18 protein-coding genes and 1 pseudogene are annotated in these 21,427 nt (G+C 73.5%); 10 read left to right on the forward strand and 9 right to left on the reverse strand.

Annotated features, from left to right (window positions below; translation table 11 throughout):
• The first annotated feature begins 131 nt into the window (after nucleotides 1-131).
• Nucleotides 132-1,403, forward strand: a complete 1,272-nt coding sequence (locus QC283_RS25645; RefSeq protein ID WP_279564135.1) for an AAA family ATPase — start codon at nucleotides 132-134, stop codon at nucleotides 1,401-1,403.
• Nucleotides 1,400-2,695 (forward strand): vWA domain-containing protein, encoded by a 1,296-nt coding sequence (locus tag QC283_RS25650; protein WP_279564034.1) that lies wholly within the window; start codon nucleotides 1,400-1,402, stop codon nucleotides 2,693-2,695. The genes QC283_RS25645 and QC283_RS25650 overlap by 4 nt, the downstream gene beginning before the upstream one ends.
• A gap of 49 nt (nucleotides 2,696-2,744) precedes the next feature.
• On the opposite strand, the gene QC283_RS25655 is transcribed toward QC283_RS25650, so the two are convergent.
• A complete protein-coding gene (locus QC283_RS25655) occupies nucleotides 2,745-3,152 on the reverse strand; it encodes a CoA-binding protein (protein ID WP_279564035.1) in 408 nt (135 codons plus the stop codon).
• A gap of 160 nt (nucleotides 3,153-3,312) precedes the next feature.
• Here QC283_RS25655 and QC283_RS25660 point away from each other — a divergent pair, with 160 nt between their 5' ends.
• The 4 genes from QC283_RS25660 to QC283_RS25675 all read left to right on the forward strand — a co-directional run bounded on the left by QC283_RS25660 (nucleotide 3,313) and on the right by QC283_RS25675 (nucleotide 6,233).
• A complete protein-coding gene (locus QC283_RS25660) occupies nucleotides 3,313-4,032 on the forward strand; it encodes a hypothetical protein (RefSeq protein ID WP_279564036.1) in 720 nt (239 codons plus the stop codon).
• Nucleotides 4,033-4,112: 80 nt separating this feature from the next.
• Nucleotides 4,113-4,754, forward strand: a complete 642-nt coding sequence (locus tag QC283_RS25665; RefSeq protein ID WP_279564037.1) for a YigZ family protein — start codon at nucleotides 4,113-4,115, stop codon at nucleotides 4,752-4,754.
• Between the two features lie 614 nt (nucleotides 4,755-5,368).
• Nucleotides 5,369-5,707, forward strand: coding sequence for a MerR family transcriptional regulator (locus QC283_RS25670; RefSeq protein WP_279564038.1), 339 nt, complete (start codon nucleotides 5,369-5,371; stop codon nucleotides 5,705-5,707).
• Nucleotides 5,708-5,873: 166 nt separating this feature from the next.
• Entirely contained in the window at nucleotides 5,874-6,233 is a 360-nt protein-coding gene (locus QC283_RS25675) for a hypothetical protein (RefSeq protein WP_279564039.1), read from the forward strand.
• 90 nt (nucleotides 6,234-6,323) lie between these two features.
• On the opposite strand, the gene QC283_RS25680 is transcribed toward QC283_RS25675, so the two are convergent.
• The 3 genes from QC283_RS25680 to QC283_RS25690 form a co-directional block, all read right to left on the reverse strand.
• Entirely contained in the window at nucleotides 6,324-6,755 is a 432-nt protein-coding gene (locus tag QC283_RS25680) for a CBS domain-containing protein (protein WP_279564040.1), read from the reverse strand.
• 46 nt (nucleotides 6,756-6,801) lie between these two features.
• On the reverse strand, nucleotides 6,802-8,298 hold the full coding sequence (locus tag QC283_RS25685) for a DEAD/DEAH box helicase (protein WP_279564041.1): 1,497 nt from the start codon (nucleotides 8,296-8,298) through the stop codon (nucleotides 6,802-6,804).
• Between the two features lie 227 nt (nucleotides 8,299-8,525).
• Complete coding sequence (locus tag QC283_RS25690) at nucleotides 8,526-8,729, reverse strand: cold-shock protein (RefSeq protein WP_003974279.1); 204 nt, start codon at nucleotides 8,727-8,729, stop codon at nucleotides 8,526-8,528.
• A 486-nt stretch (nucleotides 8,730-9,215) separates the two neighbouring features.
• Between QC283_RS25690 and QC283_RS25695 the strand changes: the two genes are divergently transcribed.
• On the forward strand, nucleotides 9,216-10,379 hold the full coding sequence (locus QC283_RS25695) for an exonuclease SbcCD subunit D (protein WP_279564042.1): 1,164 nt from the start codon (nucleotides 9,216-9,218) through the stop codon (nucleotides 10,377-10,379).
• The gene (locus tag QC283_RS25700) at nucleotides 10,376-13,366 is read left to right on the forward strand and encodes an SMC family ATPase (protein WP_279564043.1); all 2,991 of its coding nucleotides are present in this window, start codon (nucleotides 10,376-10,378) and stop codon (nucleotides 13,364-13,366) included. The genes QC283_RS25695 and QC283_RS25700 overlap by 4 nt, the downstream gene beginning before the upstream one ends.
• A gap of 16 nt (nucleotides 13,367-13,382) precedes the next feature.
• Here the strand turns inward: QC283_RS25700 and QC283_RS25705 are convergent.
• Nucleotides 13,383-13,487, reverse strand: a pseudogene (locus QC283_RS25705) (Lrp/AsnC family transcriptional regulator); the annotation flags it as partial.
• A 230-nt stretch (nucleotides 13,488-13,717) separates the two neighbouring features.
• Between QC283_RS25705 and QC283_RS25710 the strand changes: the two are divergent.
• Entirely contained in the window at nucleotides 13,718-14,563 is an 846-nt protein-coding gene (locus QC283_RS25710) for an SDR family oxidoreductase (RefSeq protein WP_279564044.1), read from the forward strand.
• A gap of 31 nt (nucleotides 14,564-14,594) precedes the next feature.
• Here the strand turns inward: QC283_RS25710 and QC283_RS25715 are convergent, their stop codons facing one another.
• Both QC283_RS25715 and QC283_RS25720 read right to left on the reverse strand, forming a co-directional pair.
• The gene (locus QC283_RS25715) at nucleotides 14,595-16,283 is read right to left on the reverse strand and encodes a DUF885 domain-containing protein (RefSeq protein WP_279564045.1); all 1,689 of its coding nucleotides are present in this window, start codon (nucleotides 16,281-16,283) and stop codon (nucleotides 14,595-14,597) included.
• Between the two features lie 78 nt (nucleotides 16,284-16,361).
• Complete coding sequence (locus tag QC283_RS25720) at nucleotides 16,362-16,853, reverse strand: Lrp/AsnC family transcriptional regulator (protein WP_279564046.1); 492 nt, start codon at nucleotides 16,851-16,853, stop codon at nucleotides 16,362-16,364.
• A gap of 59 nt (nucleotides 16,854-16,912) precedes the next feature.
• On the opposite strand from QC283_RS25720, the gene QC283_RS25725 reads away from it, so the two are divergent.
• Nucleotides 16,913-18,163: a trans-sulfuration enzyme family protein gene (locus tag QC283_RS25725; protein WP_279564047.1), complete on the forward strand. Its 1,251-nt coding sequence runs from the start codon at nucleotides 16,913-16,915 to the stop codon at nucleotides 18,161-18,163.
• A 147-nt stretch (nucleotides 18,164-18,310) separates the two neighbouring features.
• Here QC283_RS25725 and QC283_RS25730 read toward each other — a convergent pair whose 3' ends face one another.
• On the reverse strand, nucleotides 18,311-19,642 hold the full coding sequence (locus tag QC283_RS25730) for a GNAT family N-acetyltransferase (protein ID WP_279564048.1): 1,332 nt from the start codon (nucleotides 19,640-19,642) through the stop codon (nucleotides 18,311-18,313).
• Nucleotides 19,643-19,813: 171 nt separating this feature from the next.
• Nucleotides 19,814-21,400, reverse strand: coding sequence for an alkaline phosphatase D family protein (locus QC283_RS25735; protein WP_279564049.1), 1,587 nt, complete (start codon nucleotides 21,398-21,400; stop codon nucleotides 19,814-19,816).
• Between the last annotated feature and the right edge of the window lie 27 nt (nucleotides 21,401-21,427).

The following is a 21,427-nucleotide window of genomic DNA, read 5'->3' on the forward strand; positions in this document are numbered from 1 at the left end:
CGACCCCGCGACTGACCGAGGGTCGTCCCGCCCCCCACGCCGCGCCCCGTCCAGCGGTCCTTCCCGCCCATCACGAGCCCAAAAGGTGATGACCTATGACGACTTATGCCCCCGTGACCTCCATGACTCCCATGAACTCCGCGCCCACCGTCGTCGGCCCCATGTCCGCCGACCCCTCCGATCCCTCCCAGCTCGACGTCGCCGGTGAACTGCTGACCCTGCTGCGCGACTCGACCACCGAACCGCGGCCCGACAACCAACTGGAGGCTCTCACCCTGGCCGTGGCCGCCGACCTCCCCGTACTGCTGTGGGGAGAGCCGGGGATCGGCAAGACCGCTGCCCTGACCCAGCTCGCCACCGCCCTGGATCTTCCGCTGACCACCGTGATCGCCAGCGTCCACGAGCCGTCCGACTTCTCCGGGCTGCCCGTCGTCGGCGACGACCCCGCGGAACAGGGCGTCCCGATGGCCCCGCCGGAATGGGCGGTGCGCCTGGTCCGGGCCGGCCGGGGCCTGCTGTTCCTCGACGAGCTGTCCACCGCGCCGCCGGCCGTACAGGCCGCCCTGCTCCGCCTCGTCCTCGAACGGCGGATCGGCGCCCTCCGACTGCCGCCCGGGGTCAGGATCGTGGCCGCCGCCAACCCGCGCTCCTCGGCGGCCGACGGCTGGGAGCTGAGCCCGCCGCTGGCCAACCGGTTCGTCCACCTCCAGTGGACCCACGACCACGACGTCGTCGTACGAGGGCTCGGCGGGACCTGGCCCCGGGCGACGCTGCCGCGGCTCGACCCGGGCGGGCTCGCGGAAGCCGTGGGCCACGCCCGCCGCGCGGTGTGCGAGTTCCTCACCGCCCGCCCCGGGCTCGTACACCGGCTGCCCAGCGGCGAAACGCGCCGGGGCGGCGCCTGGCCGTCGCCCCGGAGCTGGGACATGACCCTCAGCCTGATCGCCTTCGCGACCGCCGCCGGTTCCTCCAGGGAAGTGCTCTCCCTGCTGGTGCGGGGCACCGTGGGCGACGGCCCCGGGCTGGAACTGATGGCGAGCCTGGACCGGATGGACCTCCCGGACCCCGAGACGTTGCTCGCCGACCCGTCCGGCGCCGTGCTGCCCGAACGTGGGGACCTGCGCCAGGCCGCGCTCGACGGCGTGGTGGCCGCCGTACGCAAACGTCCGGAGAAGTCCCGGTGGGACGCGGCGTGGGCGCTGCTGGCCCGCGCGATGGAGACCGGCGCCCCGGACGTCGTGGTCGTCCCCGCCACCACACTCGCCGGTCTGCGGCAAGAGGACTGGGACATCCCGGCGTCGATCGAGCGGCTCGCCGGAGCCATGGCCCTGTCCCGGCGCGCGGACCGGGCGGCGGACCGGGCGGCGGCGCGGACCGCGGGCACCGCCAAGGCGGGACGATGAGCACGGGAACGCCGACCGCGGCCGCGCCGGCGGCAACGCCGGTCCCGGTCGTCTGCGACCTCGACAAGCTCTTCGCCGCCCGGCTGCACGCCGCCCGGGTCCGGCCCTACCTGGCGACGGCGCTGTTCGCCCTGCACGTCGTCCCGTCACGGGCGGTGCCGACGATGGCCGTCGACCGGTACTGGCGGTGCTACGTCTCGCCGGTCTTCGTGGACCGAACGCCCGTGGAGGAACTGGCCGGGGTCTGGGTGCACGAGGTGTCGCATCTGCTGCGCGACCATCACGGACGCAGTGACCGGGTCGCGCGGGAGCGCGGGCTGGCCGGCCCGGCCGAACGGCTGCGGATGAACATCGCCGCGGACTGCGAGATCAACGACGACGTGTTCGGGGACGGACTGGTCCGTCCCGAGGGGGCGGTCGAGCCGGAGCTCCTGGCACTGCCCGAGGGACAGCTCATGGAGGACTACCTGCGCCAGTTCCGGCTCGGGCGGCTCACCGAGAGCCTGGCCTGGCTGGACTGCGGCAGCGGCGCCGACGGACTCGAACGGGAGTGGGACCTCGGACCGGACGGCGCGGACGGGCTCAGTGAGCAGCAGCAGGACGCGGTGCGTTTCCGGGTCGCGCAGGGCATCAACGCCCGCCCGGGAAGCGCGCCGAAGGGGTGGAAACGGTGGGCGGAACAGGCGTTCCATCCGCCGCAGCCGTGGCGGGACCTGCTGGGAGCGGCCGTCCGCTCGGCGGCCTCGTCGGGCGGCGCGGGGGAGGACTACTCCTACGGCCGGCCGTCGCGACGTTCGGCCGGGACGCCCGGCGTCGTGCTGCCGAGCCTGCGGCGCAGACCGCCCCGGGTCGCCGTGGTCATCGACACCTCCGGGTCGGTCAGCGACGCGGAACTCGGCAGCGCGCTGCTCGAGGTCGCCGCGATCGCCCGTGCCGTCGGAGGGCGTCGCGACCTGGTGACGGTGGTGCCCTGCGACGCGTCGGCCCGGTTCGCTCACTCCCTGTGCCGTGCCGAGGGGATCCCTCTGGTGGGCGGGGGCGGTACGGACCTGCGCACGGGCTTCGCCAAAGCGCTGCGCGCACGTCCCGCGCCCGACGCCGTCGTGGTCCTGACCGACGGGCAGACACCCTGGCCGGCCACACGGCCCGCGTGCCGGACGGTGGTCGGACTGTTCCCCCGGCAGCGGGCGCGCTCTTCGTGGAACGAGAACAACCCGGAGTACGTACCCGACTCACCGCCCGACTGGGCCCGCGTGGTGGTCATCGGGCCGGACCCGGCCGGTGGCCGGTGAGGTGCCGTCACGTCCCTGCGGCCTCGCGCCCCGGGCTTCCGGAGAGCGATCAGCCGAGCCGGGGGATCTCGATCGCCGGGCAGCGGTCCATCACCATCTCCAGGCCCCTGGCCCGGGTCCGCGCGTACGCGGCCTCGTCGATCACGCCGAGCTGGAACCAGACGGCCCGGGCCCCCTTGGCGGCCGCCTCGTCGGCGACCGGCCCGGCCAGCTCGCTGTTGACGAAGACATCGACGACGTCCACGTCGAAGGGGACGTCCGCGAGAGAGGCGTACCCCCGCTCCCCGTGCACCGTCTCCGCCTTGGGATGCACGGGTACGACGCGCTTGCCGAAGCGCCGCAGCACCTCGGCGACGCCGTACGCCGCGCGCTGCCGGTTGGACGACAGGCCCACCACGGCCCAGGTGTCGCCGAGCTCGGTGAGGATCTTCCGGACGGTTGCCTCGTCGCCGTACACCGGCGGCCTCCTTGGACTAGTGGACGACTCGCGTATCGATCTTCTCGCGTCTTCCGCAGCGACAACGGACGGCGGCCCGCCGGGATTCCCCGCACGGCGAGGGCGGGACGGCGAGCGCGCCCCCTGTGCGCCACCGCCCCGCCCCGCCTACGCTCACCCCGTGCTGCGCATCATCGACGCCCGGACCCACAAGCCCGCCACCGCCGCCCCCGCCCGGCGGGGGCCCACCCGTGTCGAGGCGCACGCGCCGGGCCGTGACACGACCGGACTGCGTGTGCTGCTCGTCGCCGACCTCCTGGTCCGTGCCCTGGAACTCGACGGCACGCCCGCGTGGGCGCTGCTGACCGGCGTGGAGGACGGGACACGGCTGCGTGCGGACGCCGCGGCCCTCGGCGTCCGGCCCTTCGAGGACGACGGCGCCGCCGGGCCGGGCGCCGGCCAGGCCGTGTACGTCGTGCGCCAGGGCGGGGCCACGCCGGACGGGGCGACGGTCGCCGTCGCCCCGGCGGACGCGGCCGGACAGGACATCGCCGGCCTCGCCGCCCCCGACGCCGTGCGTCTCGCGCTGCTGGAACGGCACCACCACGCGCGCGTGGAGCTCGACGCGAGCGCGCTGGACGACGCCCGGGACACGCTCGCGCGCTGGCGCCGCGCGGTCGCCGCCTGGGCGCGGCAGCCGTCGCGCCCCGTCCCGGGCGAGGTGCGGGACCAACTGCGGGCGGCCTGGGAGGACGACCTGGACGCCCCCGGGGTGCTGAGTGTCCTGCGCCGGGTGGAGACCGATCCGGACCTTCCCGACGGAGCCCGCTTCGAGATCTACGCCTACGCCGACCGGTTCCTCGGCCTGCACCTCGCCCGGGATGTCGGAGCCCCGGCCTGATCGCGCGCCCCGGGTCCGGCCCTGCCGGCCGCGACGACCGTGCCGAGGAGCGGATCACGGTGAGCGCATAGGCTGGCCGGATGCAGGACGAGTACCGCACCGTCGCCCGCGCGGGTGTGCACGAAACCGAGATCAACCGCTCGCGCTTCCTGTGCGCCCTCGCCCCGGCCGCCACCGAGCAGGAGGCCCAGGAGTTCGTCGCGGCCGTACGCAAGGAACACGCCGCCGCCACCCACAACTGCTGGGCGTACGTCATCGGAGCCGACGCCGCCGTCCAGAAGGCCAGCGACGACGGCGAGCCCGGCGGCACCGCCGGCGTCCCCATGCTCCAGATGCTGCTGCGCCGGGACATGCGGTACGTCGTCGCCGTCGTCACCCGCTACTACGGCGGCGTCAAGCTCGGCGCGGGCGGACTGATCCGCGCCTACGGCGGCGCGGTCGGCGAGGCCCTGGACGACCTCGGCACGCTCACCCGCCGCCGGTTCCGCCTGGGCACGGTGACCGTCGACCACCAGCGGGCCGGCAAGCTCCAGAACGACCTGCGCACGGCGGGACGCGCGGTGCGCGACGTGCGGTACGACGAGGCCGTCACCATCGAGATCGGCCTGCCGGAGGCCGACGTGGACGCCTTCAGGTCCTGGCTCGCGGACGCCACCGCGGGGTCGGCCGGGTTCGAACTGGGCGGCGAGGCGTACGGGGATGCGTGCCCCCGCCGGCCGTAGGAGACGTGTTGTAGCGAACCTGCGGGTCAGTTGCGGGACGGCGCGTAGTCGCAGCGCCCTCCGGCGGCGCCGGTCTCTCGTCCGGGACGTCATGGATACAGAAAACCGTTCACCCGTTTGGAGTGAAAGCTGTTGTGGCTGCTGTAGACATGCGGCTGTCTCTGGGGTTAGTGTTTTGTCGTAGCCAGGAAGTCAGTGAGGCGCGGCAGAGACGAACTGCCCGCATACGGAACAGTGGTTGCGGCACGGCAGTGGAGCGGTGGGGCCAGCGGTTCCCAGGGTCCCCGCGCTGGTTGCCGGGCCGGGTGGCCTACAGGGCCACCGGTAGTGAGCAGGACCAGCAGTGGAAGAGGTAGATCAAAGAGTAGGAGGAGAACGCCATCAGGATCGCCCGGGAGAGAGTGATCTCCCCGGGTACCGCAGACCCCGGAACGGAAGGTGGTCCCACGGTCACGCATCCGCGATCCCTCAGCTGCCCGCCCCCCGACGGGGGACGGCGCGGAAACAGAAGGCCGGCAGTGCAGTAGGCCGGCGGATGGTGTTGCAATTCCCTCGGGGCCTTGGTGCCGTACGGCACCAAGGCCCCACGACGTGTTCCCCGATCAGAGGTGCAGATGACCCCAGATACCCCGCTCAACCGTATCGACGACGACGACTACCCCGCCTACACCATGGGGCGGGCAGCAGAGATGCTCGGCACCACACCCGCCTTCCTGCGCGCCCTCGGCGAAGCCCGGTTGATCACGCCGCTCCGTTCCGAGGGCGGTCATCGCCGCTACTCCCGCTACCAGCTGCGTATCGCCGCCCGCGCCCGCGAACTCGTCGACCAGGGCACCTCCGTCGAGGCGGCCTGCCGCATCATCATCCTGGAAGACCAGCTCGAAGAGGCCCAGCGCATCAACGAGGAACTACGACGACGCCCTGCCGACCCCCGGGACAGGGCCGACGTCTGACCCGGCCTCCAGGGGCGGGAACGGCTTCGAGCGGGGCAGGAACGGTGATGTGGCTCCGGGCGGGCATCTGCCCGCCGGCCCTCGGCGGCAAGACCGCGGTTCCTGTCCTGCCCGGTAGCGTCACCGCTCGGGCCACCAGGGAGGGCCGGCGCTTAGAATCCAGCTCATGCCGAAGTGTGACGAGCTGATCATTGACATCGCCGCCCTCGTGGAGTCGGGGCAGAGCAGTCGGATGTCCCTGACCGTGGTCACCGGTGGTGCTGTCATCACCGGTCGCCTGGCTCCCGAAGCCGTGTGGAGGCGGAGGGTGTCGGAGGTGCTGACGGGCTCCGCCGACCTGGGCGAGTTCTCCGCCGTCTTCAAAGCCCCCGCGAAGAAGGACGGGCCACCCACGCACCTGCACTTCCACGTCGCCCGGATCCTCCAGGGCACGATGGGGATCCCGGAGACGGGCGGGATGTACCGCGTGGCGATCGAGGACGTCAGCGCCTGGACCGTCGGTGACTTCAGCTACTCCGACCACTGACCCGCCCACCCACTGACCCGCCGAAGCGCCGAGAACGGCACGGCACGTGGCGAGGGCTCACCCGTGTGCCGCGCCGGTAGGGCCCTCGGTTCAGCGGGACAGGGCGAGGACGCCCAGGGCGTTGCCGTGTTCGTCGACCACGGGCAGGGCCCGGAGCCGCCGGTGGCGCATCGCGTGCTCGGCTTCGGCCACCGTGGTCTGCGGCGAGGCGAAAGGCCCGCCGCTGCCGGCGATGTCGCGCAGCCGGACCCGGTCCGTGTATCCGGAGGTGTCCCTCACGACGGTGAGCCGGGCCCGGGTGACCAGGCCGGTGAACTGGCCGTCCTCATCGCATACGACGAGGTGACCCGTGCGGGCGGCGGCCATGACGGACAGCGCCACCTCGACGGTCATGTCGTCCCAGACCTGAGGTCCGGCCGCCTCCATGGCATCGGCGACCGTCCGGTGCACGCTGGTGCTGGTGCTGGTGCTGGTGCTGGTGCTGGTGCTCGTTGAGCGGGGATGCGTCTGGAGCAGCGTCAAGAAGTGCCTCCTGCGGAGAGGGGTCGGTTTTCCGGTCAGGAAGGTCCTAGGCGGCCGCGTCGGTGACGGAGCGCCGACCGGGTGCGCGTCGGGTCGCCGGAGCCGGGCGGCGTCGACCGCGTGAGGTGGCACCACGCTTCTTGGGGCGTTCGACCACCGGCGCGGTGATCACGACCGGGATGCCGGAGGGGGCCTGGGCGCCGGTGATGCGGTGCAGAGCCTCTGCCCCGGCGCACACCTGGGTGGTCTGCGGGGCGATACCGGCCGTTGCCATGAGACGGGTCATGGCACGGCGCTGGTTCGGTGTGACCAGGGTGACGACGCTGCCGGACTCGCCGGCGCGTGCGGTGCGGCCGCCGCGGTGGAGGTAGTCCTTGTGGTCGGTCGGGGGGTCGACGTTGACGACGAGGTCGAGGCTGTCGACGTGGATGCCGCGTGCCGCGACGTTGGTCGCCACCAGCACGGTGACGTGCCCGCTCTTGAACTGCGTCAACGTACGGGTGCGCTGCGGCTGCGACTTGCCCCCGTGCAGGGCGGCGGCCCGTACCCCGCTGTTCAGCAGGTGCTCGGTGAGGCGGTCGACGGCGTGCTTGGTGTCCAGGAACATGAGCACCCGGCCGTCACGTGCGGCGATCTCGGTGGTCGCCGCGTGCTTGTCGGCGCCGTGCACGTGCAGCACGTGGTGCTCCATCGTCGTGACCGCGCCGGCCGACGGATCGACGGAGTGGACGACGGGGTCGCTCAGGTAGCGGCGCACCAGCAGATCGACGTTGCGGTCGAGAGTGGCGGAGAACAGCATGCGCTGGCCGTCGGGACGCACCTGGTCCAGCAACTCGGTGACCTGCGGCATGAAGCCCATGTCGGCCATCTGGTCCGCTTCGTCGAGGACGGTGACGCGGACCCGGTCCAGCCGGCAGTCGCCGCGTTCGATGAGGTCCTTGAGGCGCCCGGGGGTGGCGACGACGACCTCGACGCCACCGCGCAGCGCGCTCGCCTGCCTGCCGATCGGCATCCCGCCCACGACCGTGGCCAGGCGCAGCCTCACCGACCGGGCGTACGGGGTGAGCGCGTCGGTGACCTGCTGCGCCAGTTCACGCGTCGGTACGAGGACCAGCCCCAGCGGCTGCCGGGGCTCGGCCCGCTGCCCAGCGGTACGGGCCAGCAGGGCCAGCCCGAAGGCCAGGGTCTTGCCGGAACCGGTGCGGCCCCGGCCGAGGACGTCACGGCCCGCGAGGGAGTTCGGCAGGGTCGCGGCCTGGATCGGGAAGGGCACGGCAACGCCCTGCGAGCCGAGCGCGGCCAGCAGCTCCGCGGGCATGGCGAGTTCGGCGAAGCCCGCCGCGGCGGGCAGCGCGGGGGTGACCGTCTCCGGGAGCGCGAACTCGCCCTGCACCACGGCGGGGCGGCGGGCGCGTCCGTTGGCGCGGAACGGCCCGCCGGAGCGGCTCGGGGCCGGGGAAGCGAATCGGTTGCCGTCCTTCCCGGGGGCGCCGCCGTTCCGAGTACGGGCGAAGCGGTCGTTCGTGCGTGTGCGGGTGTTCATACGGAACCTTCCTTGGTGCGGCACACATCAAGGAATTCCCGCAGCGGAGAGCACGGAGAATTGCAAGAATAGGCCGAATGGAGCGGGAACCCGCGTATGTGAATCCGCGTATTCCGCGCAGTTGTCCCGCAGGCGAGTCCCACTGCGGAAAATGCATACAGCTGGGGCCCGCACCCCGAAGGATGCGGGCCCCAGCTGCGAAGTGTGCGCCCGAGGGCGCACCGGCGTCAGGCGAGAACGATGTTCTCGGCCGTCGGGCCCTTCTGGCCCTGGGCGATGTCGAAGTTCACCTTCTGGCCTTCGAGCAGCTCGCGGAAGCCCTGTGCGGCGATGTTCGAGTAGTGGGCGAACACATCGGCGCCGCCACCGTCCTGCTCGATGAAGCCGAATCCCTTTTCCGCGTTGAACCACTTCACGGTGCCAGTAGCCATGTCTTTTCTCCTTCGGGGTGCGTCGGCGTCCGCACTGTGCGGACGCCGTGTCGCCGTGATGATCACCCCGCCCGGAAAAAGACCGGTACTCAAAAGCGCTTCCGGCGGCACAGAAGCCGACCGGGAAGAGCTTGAAATTCGGGAACCACAACTGCAACTGAGATCGACAGTAGCACGTTGCGGTGATCCGTGTGCGATAAACAATTCCACTCTGTTCGTTGGTGCAGGGAAACTGTCCGCATGTTCCGTAAAACCCTCGTCTCGCGGGTGCAGATAAAAAGGGTTCGTGCTCTCGCCTGTTGTCTTCCGTGGCCGTGGGCGTGGCCGTGGCCGGTCAGGTACCGCGAGCCTGGCGGTCGGAGGGAGGTGAGGGGTGGATCATGTGGCCGCATGCGTTAGCGTGGCGGGCGTTGGTCGCGAGCCTCGTGCTGGTTCGTGCTGGTTTCAGAGGCGCGTAGGGGTAAACGTGCAGGTCAGAGTGGCTTCATGAAAATCTTGCACACCTCCGACTGGCATCTCGGCCGAGCGTTCCACCGGGTGAATATGCTCGAAGCTCAGGCCGGGTTCATCGGTCACCTCGTCGATACCGTGCGTGATCACGGCGTCGACGCCGTGGTCGTGTCAGGAGACGTGTACGACCGGGCCGTGCCGCCACTGGCCGCCGTCGAGCTGTTCGACGACGCCCTGCACCGCCTCGCCGACCTCGGTGTGCCCACGGTGATGATCTCCGGCAACCACGACTCGGCCCGCCGTCTCGGTGTCGGCGCCGGACTCATCGACCGCGCCGGCATCCACCTGCGCACCGACCCCGCGGGGTGCGGAACCCCGGTGGTGCTGGCGGACACGCACGGGGAGGTGGCCTTCTACGGGCTGCCCTATCTGGAACCCGCCCTGGTCAAGAGCGAGTTCGGGGTGGAGAAGGCGGGCCACGAGTCCGTGCTCGCCGCCGCCATGGACCGGGTCCGCGCCGACCTCGCCACACGCGCGCGGGGCACCCGTTCCGTCGTCCTCGCGCACGCCTTCGTCACCGGCGGCGAGCAGAGCGACAGCGAGCGGGACATCACCGTCGGCGGGGTCGCCGCGGTGCCCCGCGGTGTCTTCGACGGCGTCGACTACGTGGCACTCGGGCACCTGCACGGCTGCCAGACCCTCACCGAGCGCGTCCGCTACTCGGGCTCCCCGCTGCCGTACTCCTTCTCGGAGCACCAGCACCGCAAGAGCATGTGGCTCGTCGACCTGGACGCCGAGGGATCGGTCACCGCCGAGCGGCTCGACTGCCCGGTGCCGCGGGAGCTGGCCCGGCTGCGGGGCACCCTGGAGGAGCTGCTCGCCGACCCGGAGCTGACCCGGCACGAGGAGGCGTGGGTCGAGGCGACCCTCACCGACCCGGTCCGCCCGGCCGACCCCATGGCCCGGCTCACCGACCGCTTCCCGCACACGCTGAGCCTCGTCTTCGATCCCGAGCGGGCCCCGGACGACCCCGCCGTGTCCTACGCCCGGCGCCTCGCCGGCCGCAGCGACCAGCAGATCGCGGAGGACTTCGTGACCCATGTGCGCGGCGCAGGACCCGACGGCCACGAACGGAGCGTGCTGCGGGACGCCTTCGACGCGGTGCGCGCGGACGACACCGCGCGGGAGGTGGCCCGGTGAGGCTGCACCGCCTGGACGTCACCGCCTTCGGCCCCTTCGGCGGCACGCAGAGCGTCGACTTCGACGAGCTGTCGGCCGCCGGACTCTTCCTGCTGCACGGACCCACCGGCGCCGGCAAGACCTCCGTCCTCGACGCCGTGTGCTACGCGCTCTACGGCTCGGTGCCCGGCGCCCGCCAGAGCGGCCAGGGCATGACCCTGCGCAGCGACCACGCCGTCGCCGCGCGCACCGAGGTGCGCCTCGAACTCACCGTCGCCGGACGCCGCCTGGAGGTCACCCGGCAGCCGCCCTGGGAGCGCCCGAAACTGCGCGGCAGGGGTACGACCGTCGACAAGGCCCAGACCTGGCTGCGCGAGTACGACGCGAGCGCCGGAACCTGGAAGGACCTCAGCCGTTCCCACCAGGAGATCGGCGAGGAGATCACGCAACTGCTCGGCATGAGCCGCGAGCAGTTCTGCCAGGTCGTGCTGCTGCCCCAGGGCGACTTCGCGCGCTTCCTGCGCGCCGACGCGGAGGCGCGCGGCAAGCTGCTCGGCCGGCTCTTCGACACCCGGCGCTTCGCCGAGGTCGAGAAGCGCCTCGCCGAGCGGCGCCGCGCGACCGAGGCCCGGGTGCGCGAGGGGGACGCCGCGCTGCTGGCCGACGCCCACCGGATGCAGCAGGCCGCCGGTGACGCCATGGAACTGCCCGAGCTGGCGCCCGGCGAGCCGGGACTGGCCGAGGCCGTCCTCGGCGCCGCCGCCGTCGCGCGCACCACCGCCCGGGAACTGCTGGCCGTCGCCGAATGCAGGCTCACGGCCACCGAGTCCGCCCAGGCCGCGGCCGAACGCGACCTCGCCGACACACGCGAACTGGACCGGCTGCAGCGCCGGTTCACGCAGGCGCGGGAGCGGGCCGACCGGCTGGCCGAGCGGGCCGGCGCCCACCATGCCGCGCAGCAGCGCATGGAGCGCGCCCGCAAGGCCGAAGCGGTCGCGCCCGCACTGGAGTTGCGGGACGCCGCCGATGCCGAACACCGGCGGGCCGCAGCCTCGGAGGCACACGCGCGCGCCGCCCTGCCGCAGGCCCTCGCGGACGCCGGCGCGACGGGGCTGGCCGCCGCCGCGCGCCGGGCCGCCGAGGAACTGGGCGGCCTGGAGTCGGCCCGGCGGGCCGAACAGCGCCTCGCCGAACTGGTCGAGGAGCGGGCCCGACTGGACCGCCAGGAACGCGCCGACGAGGACGTCCTGCACGAGGCGGAGAGCTGGCTCGCCGACTGGGAGACCACGCGCTCCCAGTCGCAGGCCGGCGTCGACTCCGCGCAGGAGGCCGCGACCCACGCCGAGCAGCTCACCGTGCAGCGCGACCCGGCTCAGCGCCGGCTGAACGCGGCCCGGCAACGGGACCGGCTGACCGGTGACACGGCTGAATCCCAGCGGCACGTCCTCGCTGCGGCCGAACGCGCCGTCGAGGCCCGTGCCCACTGGCTCGACCTCAAGGAGCAGCGGCTGAACGGCATCGCGGCCGAACTCGCCGCTGGGCTCATCGACGGCGCACCGTGCGCCGTGTGCGGCGCCACCGAACACCCCGCCCCCGCGCGCAGGAACGCCGGTCACGTCGACCGCGAGGCGGAGGAGCGCGCCCTCGTCGCCTACCAGGACGCCGACGAGCGGCGCGCCCAGGCCGAACGGCGCCTGGGCACCGTACGGGAGGCACTCGCCGCCGCCACCGCGGAGGCGGGCGACGCGCCCACCGCCCGGCTGGCCGAGGAGGCCGAGGAGCTGGAGCGGCGGTACGCGCGGGCGCGGGCGAGCGCCTCCGGGCTGCACGCCGCGCAGGAAGAGCTGCGCCGGGCGGAGCGCGAGCGGGAGCAGCGGATCGCCGCCCAGCAGCAGGCCGCCGTCCGGGCCGCGTCCCGGGTCGGCAACCGGGAGCGACTGGAGAGTGAACGGACCGCGCTGGAAGAGGAGTTGACCCGGGCCCGTGGCACCGCCGACAGTGTGGCGGCGCGGGCCGCCCAGCTGGAGCGCCGGGCCGCGCTGCTCACCGAGGCCGCCGACACCGCCCGCGTCGCCGAGGACACGGCCCAGCGGCTCAAGGACGCCGACGCCCGCCTCGCCGACGCCGCCTTCCGCGCCGGCTTCGACACCCCGCGGGACGCCGCCGCCGCACTGCTCGACGACGCCGCCCACCGCGAGCTGCAACGCCGGCTCGACGCCTGGGACGCGGAGGAGGCCGCGGTACGCGCGGTCCTCACCGAGGCCGACACCGCCGCCGCGGCCCAGCGGCCACCCGCCGGCCTCGGCGCGGCGGAGGACACCGCCGCCGCCGCGGGCCGACGGCTGCGCGAGGCCTCCTCGGTACGCGACGCCGCCGCCCGGCGCTGCGCCGAGCTGGACCGGCTGTCCGCGCACGCCACCACCTCCGTGCGCCGGCTCGCCCCGCTGCGCGAGGAGCACGGCCGCGTCGCCCGCCTGGCCTCCCTCGCCTCGGGCACCTCCGCGGACAACGAACGCCGGATGCGCCTGGAGTCGTACGTGCTGGCGGCCCGCCTGGAGCAGGTGGCCGCCGCGGCGACCGCGCGCCTCGAGCGCATGTCCTCCGGCCGCTACACCCTCGTCCACTCCGACGACCGCACCGGGCGCGGCCGCAGCGGTCTCGGCCTGCACGTCGTCGACGCCTGGACCGGCCGCGAGCGCGACACGGCCACGCTCTCCGGGGGCGAGACGTTCTTCGCCTCGCTCGCCCTCGCGCTCGGCCTGGCCGACGTCGTCACGGACGAGGCCGGCGGCGTCCGCCTGGACACCCTCTTCATCGACGAGGGTTTCGGCAGCCTCGACGACCAGACCCTCGACGAGGTCCTCGACGTTCTCGACTCCCTGCGTGAACGGGACCGCAGCGTCGGCATCGTCAGCCATGTCGCCGACCTGCGGCGGCGGATACACGCCCAACTCGAGGTCGTGAAGGGGCGGACGGGGTCGGTACTGCGGCAGCGGGGCGCCGGCTGAGCGCTCCCGGCGGGCCTCAGCGGCCCAGGGACCGGCGGGGGAGCGGCGAGGAGTGGACGACGCTGGTGGTGACCGACCCCAGTGCGCTGATGCGGCCCGACACCTCCTCCAGGTGCCGCACGTCACCGACGTCACCAACGCCTCCCGCATCGAACGGGCCGCGACCTTGATGCCGCACGGGCGAGTCTCGCCTTCCACACCGACGTCTCCGACGTAGCCACCGCGCTCGCGGCCCCGGCGCCGCACGCGACCGCACCGACCAGGTGCGGGTCGCCCCGGACCGCTGACCTCCCGGACGGCGGGGCGATATCCGCATGCGTGGTGGCGGCGGACCGCCCATCATGGTTGCCCATGCCGCGACTTCCGCACCCCGCCCCCGAAGACCTGCGCCGCGACCCCCTCCCCCTGCGCGGCCGGACCGCCCTCGTCACCGGAGCCAGCCGGCGCGGCGGCATCGGCCACGCCGTGGCCCGCCGGCTCGCCGCGTACGGGGCGAGTGTCCACCTGCACCACCACGTGCCGCACGACGCCGCCATGCCCTGGGGCGCCGACCGTACGGAGGACGTGGTCGCCTCCGTACGCGCGGCGCTCGGCGACCCGGACGCCACCGTGCTGGCCGGCCCCGGCGACCTGGCCGACCCCGCCGCCCCCGGCGAACTCCTCGCCACCGCCGCCGAGGCGCTCGGCGGACGGCTGGACATCCTGGTCGCCAACCACGCCCTCAGCGGCTTCGACGGCACCCTCGACACGATCGACGCCGCCATGCTCGACGCGCACTGGCAGGTCGACACCCGCTCGGTACTGCTGCTCGTCCAGGCCTACGCCCGGCACCGCGCCGCGCTGCCGCCCCGCACACCCGGCGGACGCGTGGTGATGATGACCTCCGGCCAGGACCTCGCGGGCGGCATGCCCGGCGAGATCGCCTACGCGCTGCAGAAGGGCGCGCTCGCCTCCATCACCCGCTCCCTGTCGACGACCCTCGCCGAGCACGCCGTCACCGTCAACGCGGTCAACCCCGGGCCCGTGGACACCGACTACATGACCGGCGAGGACTACGAGGCCGTCGCCGCGCTCTTCCCCGCCGGGCGGTGGGGCATGCCCGACGACCCGGCCCGCCTCATCGCGTGGCTCGCCACGGACGAGGCGGAATGGGTGACCGGTCAGGTCGTCGACTCGGAGGGCGGTTTCAGGCGGTGACGCCCGGGGCGGCCGGCAGCCGGCGCCCGGTTCAGAGCCGCGACAGCTCGTCCACCAGGTCGTCCAGGCCCAGCGAGCCCTGGGAGAGGGCCGCCATGTGCCAGGCCTTCGGGTCGAAGGCGTCGCCGTGCCGCTTCCGGGCGTTCTCCCGGCCCAGCAGCCACGCCCGCTCACCGAGCTTGTAGCCGATCGCCTGGCCCGGGATCGTCAGGTACCGGGTCAGCTCGCTCTCCACGAAGTCCGCCGGGCGGCTGCTGTGCGCGCCGAAGAACTCCTGCGCCAGTTCGGGCGTCCAGCGCTCGCCGGGGCGGAACGGGGAGTCCGCCGGGATCTCCAGCTCCAGGTGCATGCCGATGTCGACGATGACCCGGGCGGCCCGCATCATCTGCGCGTCCAGGTAACCGAGCCGCTGCTCCGCGTCCGTCAGGAAGCCCAGCTCGTCCATCAGCCGCTCGGCGTACAGCGCCCAGCCCTCGGCGTTGGCGCTGACCATGCCGACCGAGGCCTGGTAGCGGGAGAGGTCCTCCGCCACGTGCGCCCACTGGGCGAGCTGGAGGTGATGACCGGGGACACCCTCGTGGTACCAGGTGGAGACCAGGTCGTAGACCGGGAAACGGGTGAGGCCCATCGTCGGCAGCCAGGTGCGGCCGGGGCGCGAGAAGTCCTCCGACGGGGACGTGTAGTAGGGCGCCGCCGCGCTGCCGGGCGGGGCGATGCGCGACTCCACCTTCCGCACCCGCTCGGCGAGTTCGAAGTGGGTGCCGTCCAGTGCCTCGATCGCCTGGTCCATCAGGCCCTGAAGCCACTCGCGGACCTCGTCGACGCCCTCGATGTGCTTGCCGTGCTCGTCCAGGTGCGCCAGCGCCACCCACGGCGTCCCGGCGCCCGGCAGGATCTTCTCCGCCTCCCGCTTCATCTCGGCGAGCAGACGGTGGTACTCGGCCCAGCCGTACGCGTACGCCTCGTCCAGGTCCAGGTCCGTGCCGTTGTAGTAGCGCGACCAGCGGGCGTAGCGCTCGCGGCCCACCGTGTCCGGGGCACCCTCGATCGCCGGTGCGTAGACGTCGCGCATCCAGTCCCGCAGCTCCACCACGGCCGCGGTCGCGCCCCGGGCCGCCTCGTCCAGCTCGGCGCGCAGCGCGTCGGGGCCGGTGGAGGCGAAGTCCTCGAACCAGCCGCGGCCCTCACCCGTGTCCGCCCACTCGCCGAGCTGCTCGACGAACGTCGCGGTCGGGCGCGGAGACGCGTACAGCTTGCGTTCCAGACCCAGGGCCAGGGACTCGCGGTAACCCGCGAACGCCGCCGGCACCGCGCGCAGCCGCTCGGCGATCCGCGCCCAGTCCTCCTGCGTCTGCGTCGGTGTGATGGTGAAGACCTCGCGCACCGAATGCGCCGCGGTGCCCATGTTGCCGACCGAGCGCAGGCCCTCCTCGGCCTCGTGCACGGCGAGTTCGGCGGTGAGGCGCTCACGCAGGAGCCGGGCGCAGCGCCGTTCCACGTCGCTGTCCCCGCCCGGCCGGCGCTCCGCCTCGTCCAGCAGGGCGAGCGTGGCCCGCGCCAGCTCCGCGAGGGCCTCCTGCCCCGCGGGCGAGAAGTCGGGCAGGCGGCCGGAACTCTCCTGCACGCCGAGGAACGTACCGGTGACCGGGTCGAGGGCGATGAGCTCGTCGACGTAGGCGTCGGCGACCTCACGGGGCAGCGGGCTCTTGGTCTCTGACATGCGGACATCCTCATACGGATTCCGGTGCCACGTCAGCCCGGTTCGCCGGGCCCGCTGCCGCGGACGGCCGGATTTCGCTCAGGGCGTGGCCGTGGGGGCGGCGGGCGGCAACAGGGGTCCGCACTCCCACTGCTGGAAGATCAGCCGCGTCTCGACGCGCGCCACCTCCCGGCGGGAGGTGAACTCGTCCAGGACCAGCCGCTGCAGATCCGCCATGTCCGCGACCGCGACATGGACGAGGTAGTCGTCCGGGCCGGTGAGATGGAAGACGGTGCGCGACTCCGCGAGCGCCCGGATCCGGTCCACGAACGGGCCGACCAGCTCCCGCCGGTGCGGGCGCACCTGTACCGACAGCAGCGCCTGGAGGCCGCGGCCGAGCTTCGCCGGGTCCAGTTCGAGCCGATGGCCGAGGATCACCCCGGCCCGCCGCAGCCGGGCCACCCGGTCCAGGCAGGTCGACGGGGCCACCCCGACCTGGGCGGCGAGATCGCGGTAGGTGGTCCGGGCGTCGTTCTGCAGCAGCCGCAGCAGATGAAGATCCACCGGATCCAGTACGACGGACTCGGTCATACGCCGAACGTAGCACGGTCGACGACCCCACAGGCCCGGTGAGTGTTCAGTCTTCGGCCATGGACTCTGCGCGCACACACACGTCACCGTCCGGCGAGGCACGCGCCACCGCGCCCTCGGACCCGCCCACGGGCAGGGCACTGGCCACCGAGGCCGTGCACGCCGGCCGCGACGACCTCGCCGGCCAGGGACTGCACGCCCCGCCCATCGACCTGTCCACGACCTACCCCTCGTACGACAGCCGAGGCGAGGCCGCCCGCATCGACGCGTTCGCCGCCACCGGCGCCGAACCCGAGGGTCCGCCGGTCTACGGCCGTCTCGGGAACCCCACCGTCGCCCGCTTCGAGACGGCGCTGGCCCGGCTGGAGGGTACGGAGGCCGCGGTCGCCTTCGCCAGCGGCATGGCCGCGCTGAGCGCGGTCCTGCTGGTCCGGGGCTCGATGGGACTACGGCACGTCGTCGCGGTCCGGCCCCTGTACGGCTGCAGCGACCATCTGCTGACCGCCGGGCTGCTGGGGTCCGAGGTCACCTGGACCGACCCGGCCGGTGTCGCGGACGCGCTGCGCCCGGACACCGGCCTGGTGCTCGTGGAGTCACCGGCCAACCCCACGCTGGCCGAGGTGGACCTGCGGGCCGTCGCCCACGCCTGCGGATCGGTGCCGCTGCTGGTGGACAACACCTTCGCCACGCCCGTGCTCCAGCGCCCCGCCGAACAGGGCGCGCGTCTGGTGCTGCACAGTGCCACCAAGTACCTCGGCGGGCACGGCGACGTGCTGGCCGGTGTGGTGGCCTGCGACGAGGAGTTCGCGGGGCGGCTGCGGCAGGTCCGCTTCGCCACCGGTGGCGTACTGCACCCGCTGGCCGGCTACCTGCTGCTGCGCGGGCTGTCGACCCTGCCCGTACGGGTGCGGGCCGCCTCCGCGAACGCCGCCGCGCTCGTTGGGCGCCTCGCCGCCGATCCGCGGGTGGCCCGCGTCCACTATCCGCGCATCGGCGGTGCCATGGTCTCCTTCGAGGTCCACGGGGACCCGCACGACGTCATCGGCCGCGTCCGCCTGATCACCCCGGCCGTGAGCCTCGGCAGCGTCGACACGCTCATCCAGCACCCGGCGTCCATCAGCCACCGCATCGTGGACGCCGACGACCGACGCGACGCCGGGGTCGGCGACCGGCTCCTGCGGCTGTCGGTCGGCCTGGAGGACGTCGACGACCTGTGGGCCGACCTGGACCGGGCGCTGGGGGAGCGTGCGCCGGGGGAGCGGGCGGCCGGGGCGGTCCCGCCGCGGGAGGCGCTGTCGCGGACCGACTGATCGTCGTGGGCCGGGTGGGGTGGTTGGCGTTCGCGGGTCGACCGGTTGTCGTGAGGCGGTTGGCGTTCGCGGGCGGACCGACCGTCGCGGGCCGGGTGGGGCCGTCGGCGTTCGCGGGTCGACCGGCGGCGCAAACCGCCCGCCGGCTCACTCCCGGCCGATCCGCTCACCGCGCGGCAGCCGCGCCGCGGCCCGGGACGCCGGGTCCAGGCGGGCTGTGACGACCAGGGTCCCCTCCTCGATCTGGTAGTCGAGGGGGAGGCCCAGGCCGCGCATCGCGGCGACCATACCGGTGTTGGACGCCTGCGTCACGGCGTACACGTTCGCGCAGCCCGTCTCCGCCGCCATCGCCACGAGTCGGCCGAGGAGTTCGCCGCCGATGCCCCGGCGCTGCCACGCGTCCTCGACGAGCAGCGCGACCTCCGTCTCGTCCCCGTCCCACAGCAGGTGACCCAGTCCGACGATCCGCCCCGAGGCGGTCTGTACGGCCAGAGTGCGGCCGTAGCGCGGGCTGAGCAGGTGGTTGAGATACCGGTCGGCGTCCTTGACCGGGCCGTGGTAGCGCAGCCCGAGCGTCTGAGCCGAGCACCGCTCGTGCATCGCCTTCGCCGCCGGGACGTCACGTGTGTCGGCCCGGCGGACCGTGATGTCGCTCCCCTCCGGCAGCGTCAGCACGTCCCGGCCGCGCGGGACCCGCGGACCGAGCCGGGCGTCCAGCTCGACCAGTGCCCGTGCCCGGGCGAACTCGGCCGGGGTGAACGGCAGATACGGCCGCTCCACGCTGATCACCCCGCCCTCCGGCGCGCGCAGCCGCAGCACGGTGTCCTCCAGGGAGCCTTCCGGCGGCACGTCGTCCACGACGTGTCCCCCGAGGCCCGCGGGCAGCGAGCGGATGGTGCACCGGCCCAGCAACTGACGCAGTGCCAGCGGGAGTTCCGCCGTGTCCAGGGCGGTGCGGGCGGCCAGCCCCAGTATCCGGGTCGGCGCGTCGACGAGGTCGTGGGCGTCCGCCCGCTCGGTCCAGGTGCGGTCCCCGCCGGCCGCCGACACCACACCGGCCAGCTCGGATCCCGTCAGCTCACCCGGGGCGCGGAGCAGGAACTCGTCCACCGTGCCCTCGGCCAGCGGGTGCGTCTGCAGGCTCAGGATGTCGACCCGCCGTTCGGCGAGGGCCGCGCACAGCACGGCCAGCGACCCGGGGGCGTCCCGCACGGTCGTCCGCATCCGCCACAGCGCGCTGTCCCCGGCGTCCGCTCCCGTCACCGCCTCGCCGTCCCGGTCGGACGACCCGGCCCGCCGCGCGGCGGACGGCGGCCGGGCGCCGGTATCGTCCGGCGGCGGGGCGTGCCCGTGGCGCCGTGTCCACCAGGTGTGGAAGCCCGCCGTGGCGATCAGGGCGGCCACCGACGCCGGCAGCAGGGCGGGGATCGCCGGGCCGTGCTCCACGAGGCGCGCCACGGCGCCCGTCACATCAGACATGTCTCGACTCATGCGACCACTGTGAAGGAACGGTGTTGCGTGATCACGAACGCTCTGTGACCGATGGGTAAAAGAGCTTCCGGGACATTTGGGAAACACCACCGCACGGAGACACGGGCCGCGCACCGGGGGATGACGCCGGTGCGCGGCACACCTCACAGGCTACGGGAACTACTGACCGACCCGGCCCGGCTGGAGCACCTTCGTGAACAGCACCGTCCCGTCCTGCTCACGCAGCCGCACCGTCATCTCGGCGCTGTCGCCGTCGATTTGGACCTCGCCGAAGAACTGGTAACCGTCCGCGGGCGAGACGTTGGAGGCGGTCGGCGCCTTCACGAAGACCCTCTCCGGGCCGAAGGTGCCGTCGAGCGCGCTGGCCGGGAAGGCACCCGCGTTGAGCGGCCCGGACACGAACTCCCAGAACGGCTCGAAGTCGGTGAACGCGGCCCGCGAGGGCTGGTAGTGCTGGGCCGATGTGTGGTGCACGTCGGCCGTCATCCAGACCGTGCCGGTGATCCGCCGGTGCTTGACGAAGCGCAGCAGTTCGGCGATCTGCAGCTCGCGTCCCAGCGGCGCGCCGGGGTCACCCTGCGCCACCGCCTCGATGTTCGCCCTCCCCTCGGTGCCGTCGGGCACGACCAGGCCGATCGGCATGTCGGCGGCTATCACCTTCCACACCGCGCGCGAGCGCGACAGCTCCCGCTTGAGCCACTCCAACTGCTCGCGGCCCAGGATGCCCTGGGGGTCCACGGTCTGGTCGCCGGGGGAGTTGGCGTTGCGGTACGTCCGCATGTCCAGCACGAACACGTCGAGGAGAGGGCCCTGGTGGAGGACCCGGTGCACCCGCCCCTCCCGCGCGCCGGGGCGCAGCGTGGAGATCGGGAAGTACTCGCCGAACGCGCGCCGGGCCCGGGCGGCCAGCACGTCCACGCTCTTCTCGGTGTAGCGGCTGTCCGTGTCCGCTATCACCTGGCCCGGGTACCAGTTGTTGCGCACCTCGTGGTCGTCCCACTGGACGACCGACGGGACCTGGGCGTTGAAGCGCCGCAGGTTGTCGTCGAGCAGGTTGTAGCGGAAGTTGCCGCGGAACTCGGCCAGGGTCTCGGCGACCTTGGACTTCTCCTCGGTGGTGACGTTCCGCCAGGTGCCGCCGTCGGGCAGGGCGGCCGTCTCCGCGATCGGGCCGTCGGCGTAGACGTTGTCGCCGCTGCACAGGAAGAAGTCCGGGTCCAGGGCGCCCATGGCGTCGTAGATGCGGTAGCCGCCGAGGTCGGGGTTGATGCCCCAGCCCTGGCCCGCCAGGTCGCCCGACCACACGAAACGCACTCCCTCGCGCCGGCGGACCGGCACCGTGCGGAAGGTACCGGGGACCGGCTCGCCGGTGCGGCGCGGGTCGTCCGGGTCGGCGAGGAGGACGCGGTAGTGGATCTGCTCGCCCGGCGGCAGGCCGCGCAGCCTGGTCGTGCCGGTGAAGTCCGTGTCGGCGCCGAGCAGCGGGCCGCGCCATCTGCGCGGGTTGCGGAACGACTCGGTCGCGGACGTCTCGACGATCATCCGGGCCGGCCGGTCGGACCGTACCCACACCAGACCGGAGTGGGCGGTCACGTCTCCCGTCTGCACGCCCCAGCCCGCCCCCGGCCGCCCGGAACGGGCGAACGCCGGCGCCGCCCCGAGAGCGGTGGGCAGGGTCAGGGCCGCCGACGCGGCGAGCGAGCCGCGCAGCACGCTGCGGCGGCCGGGCAACGGACGGTGTGACATGGATACGCCTCCAGGGACGTCCAGGGA

It is taken from the genome of Streptomyces sp. DH41, from assembly GCF_029813785.1.
Lineage (GTDB): Bacteria > Actinomycetota > Actinomycetes > Streptomycetales > Streptomycetaceae > Streptomyces.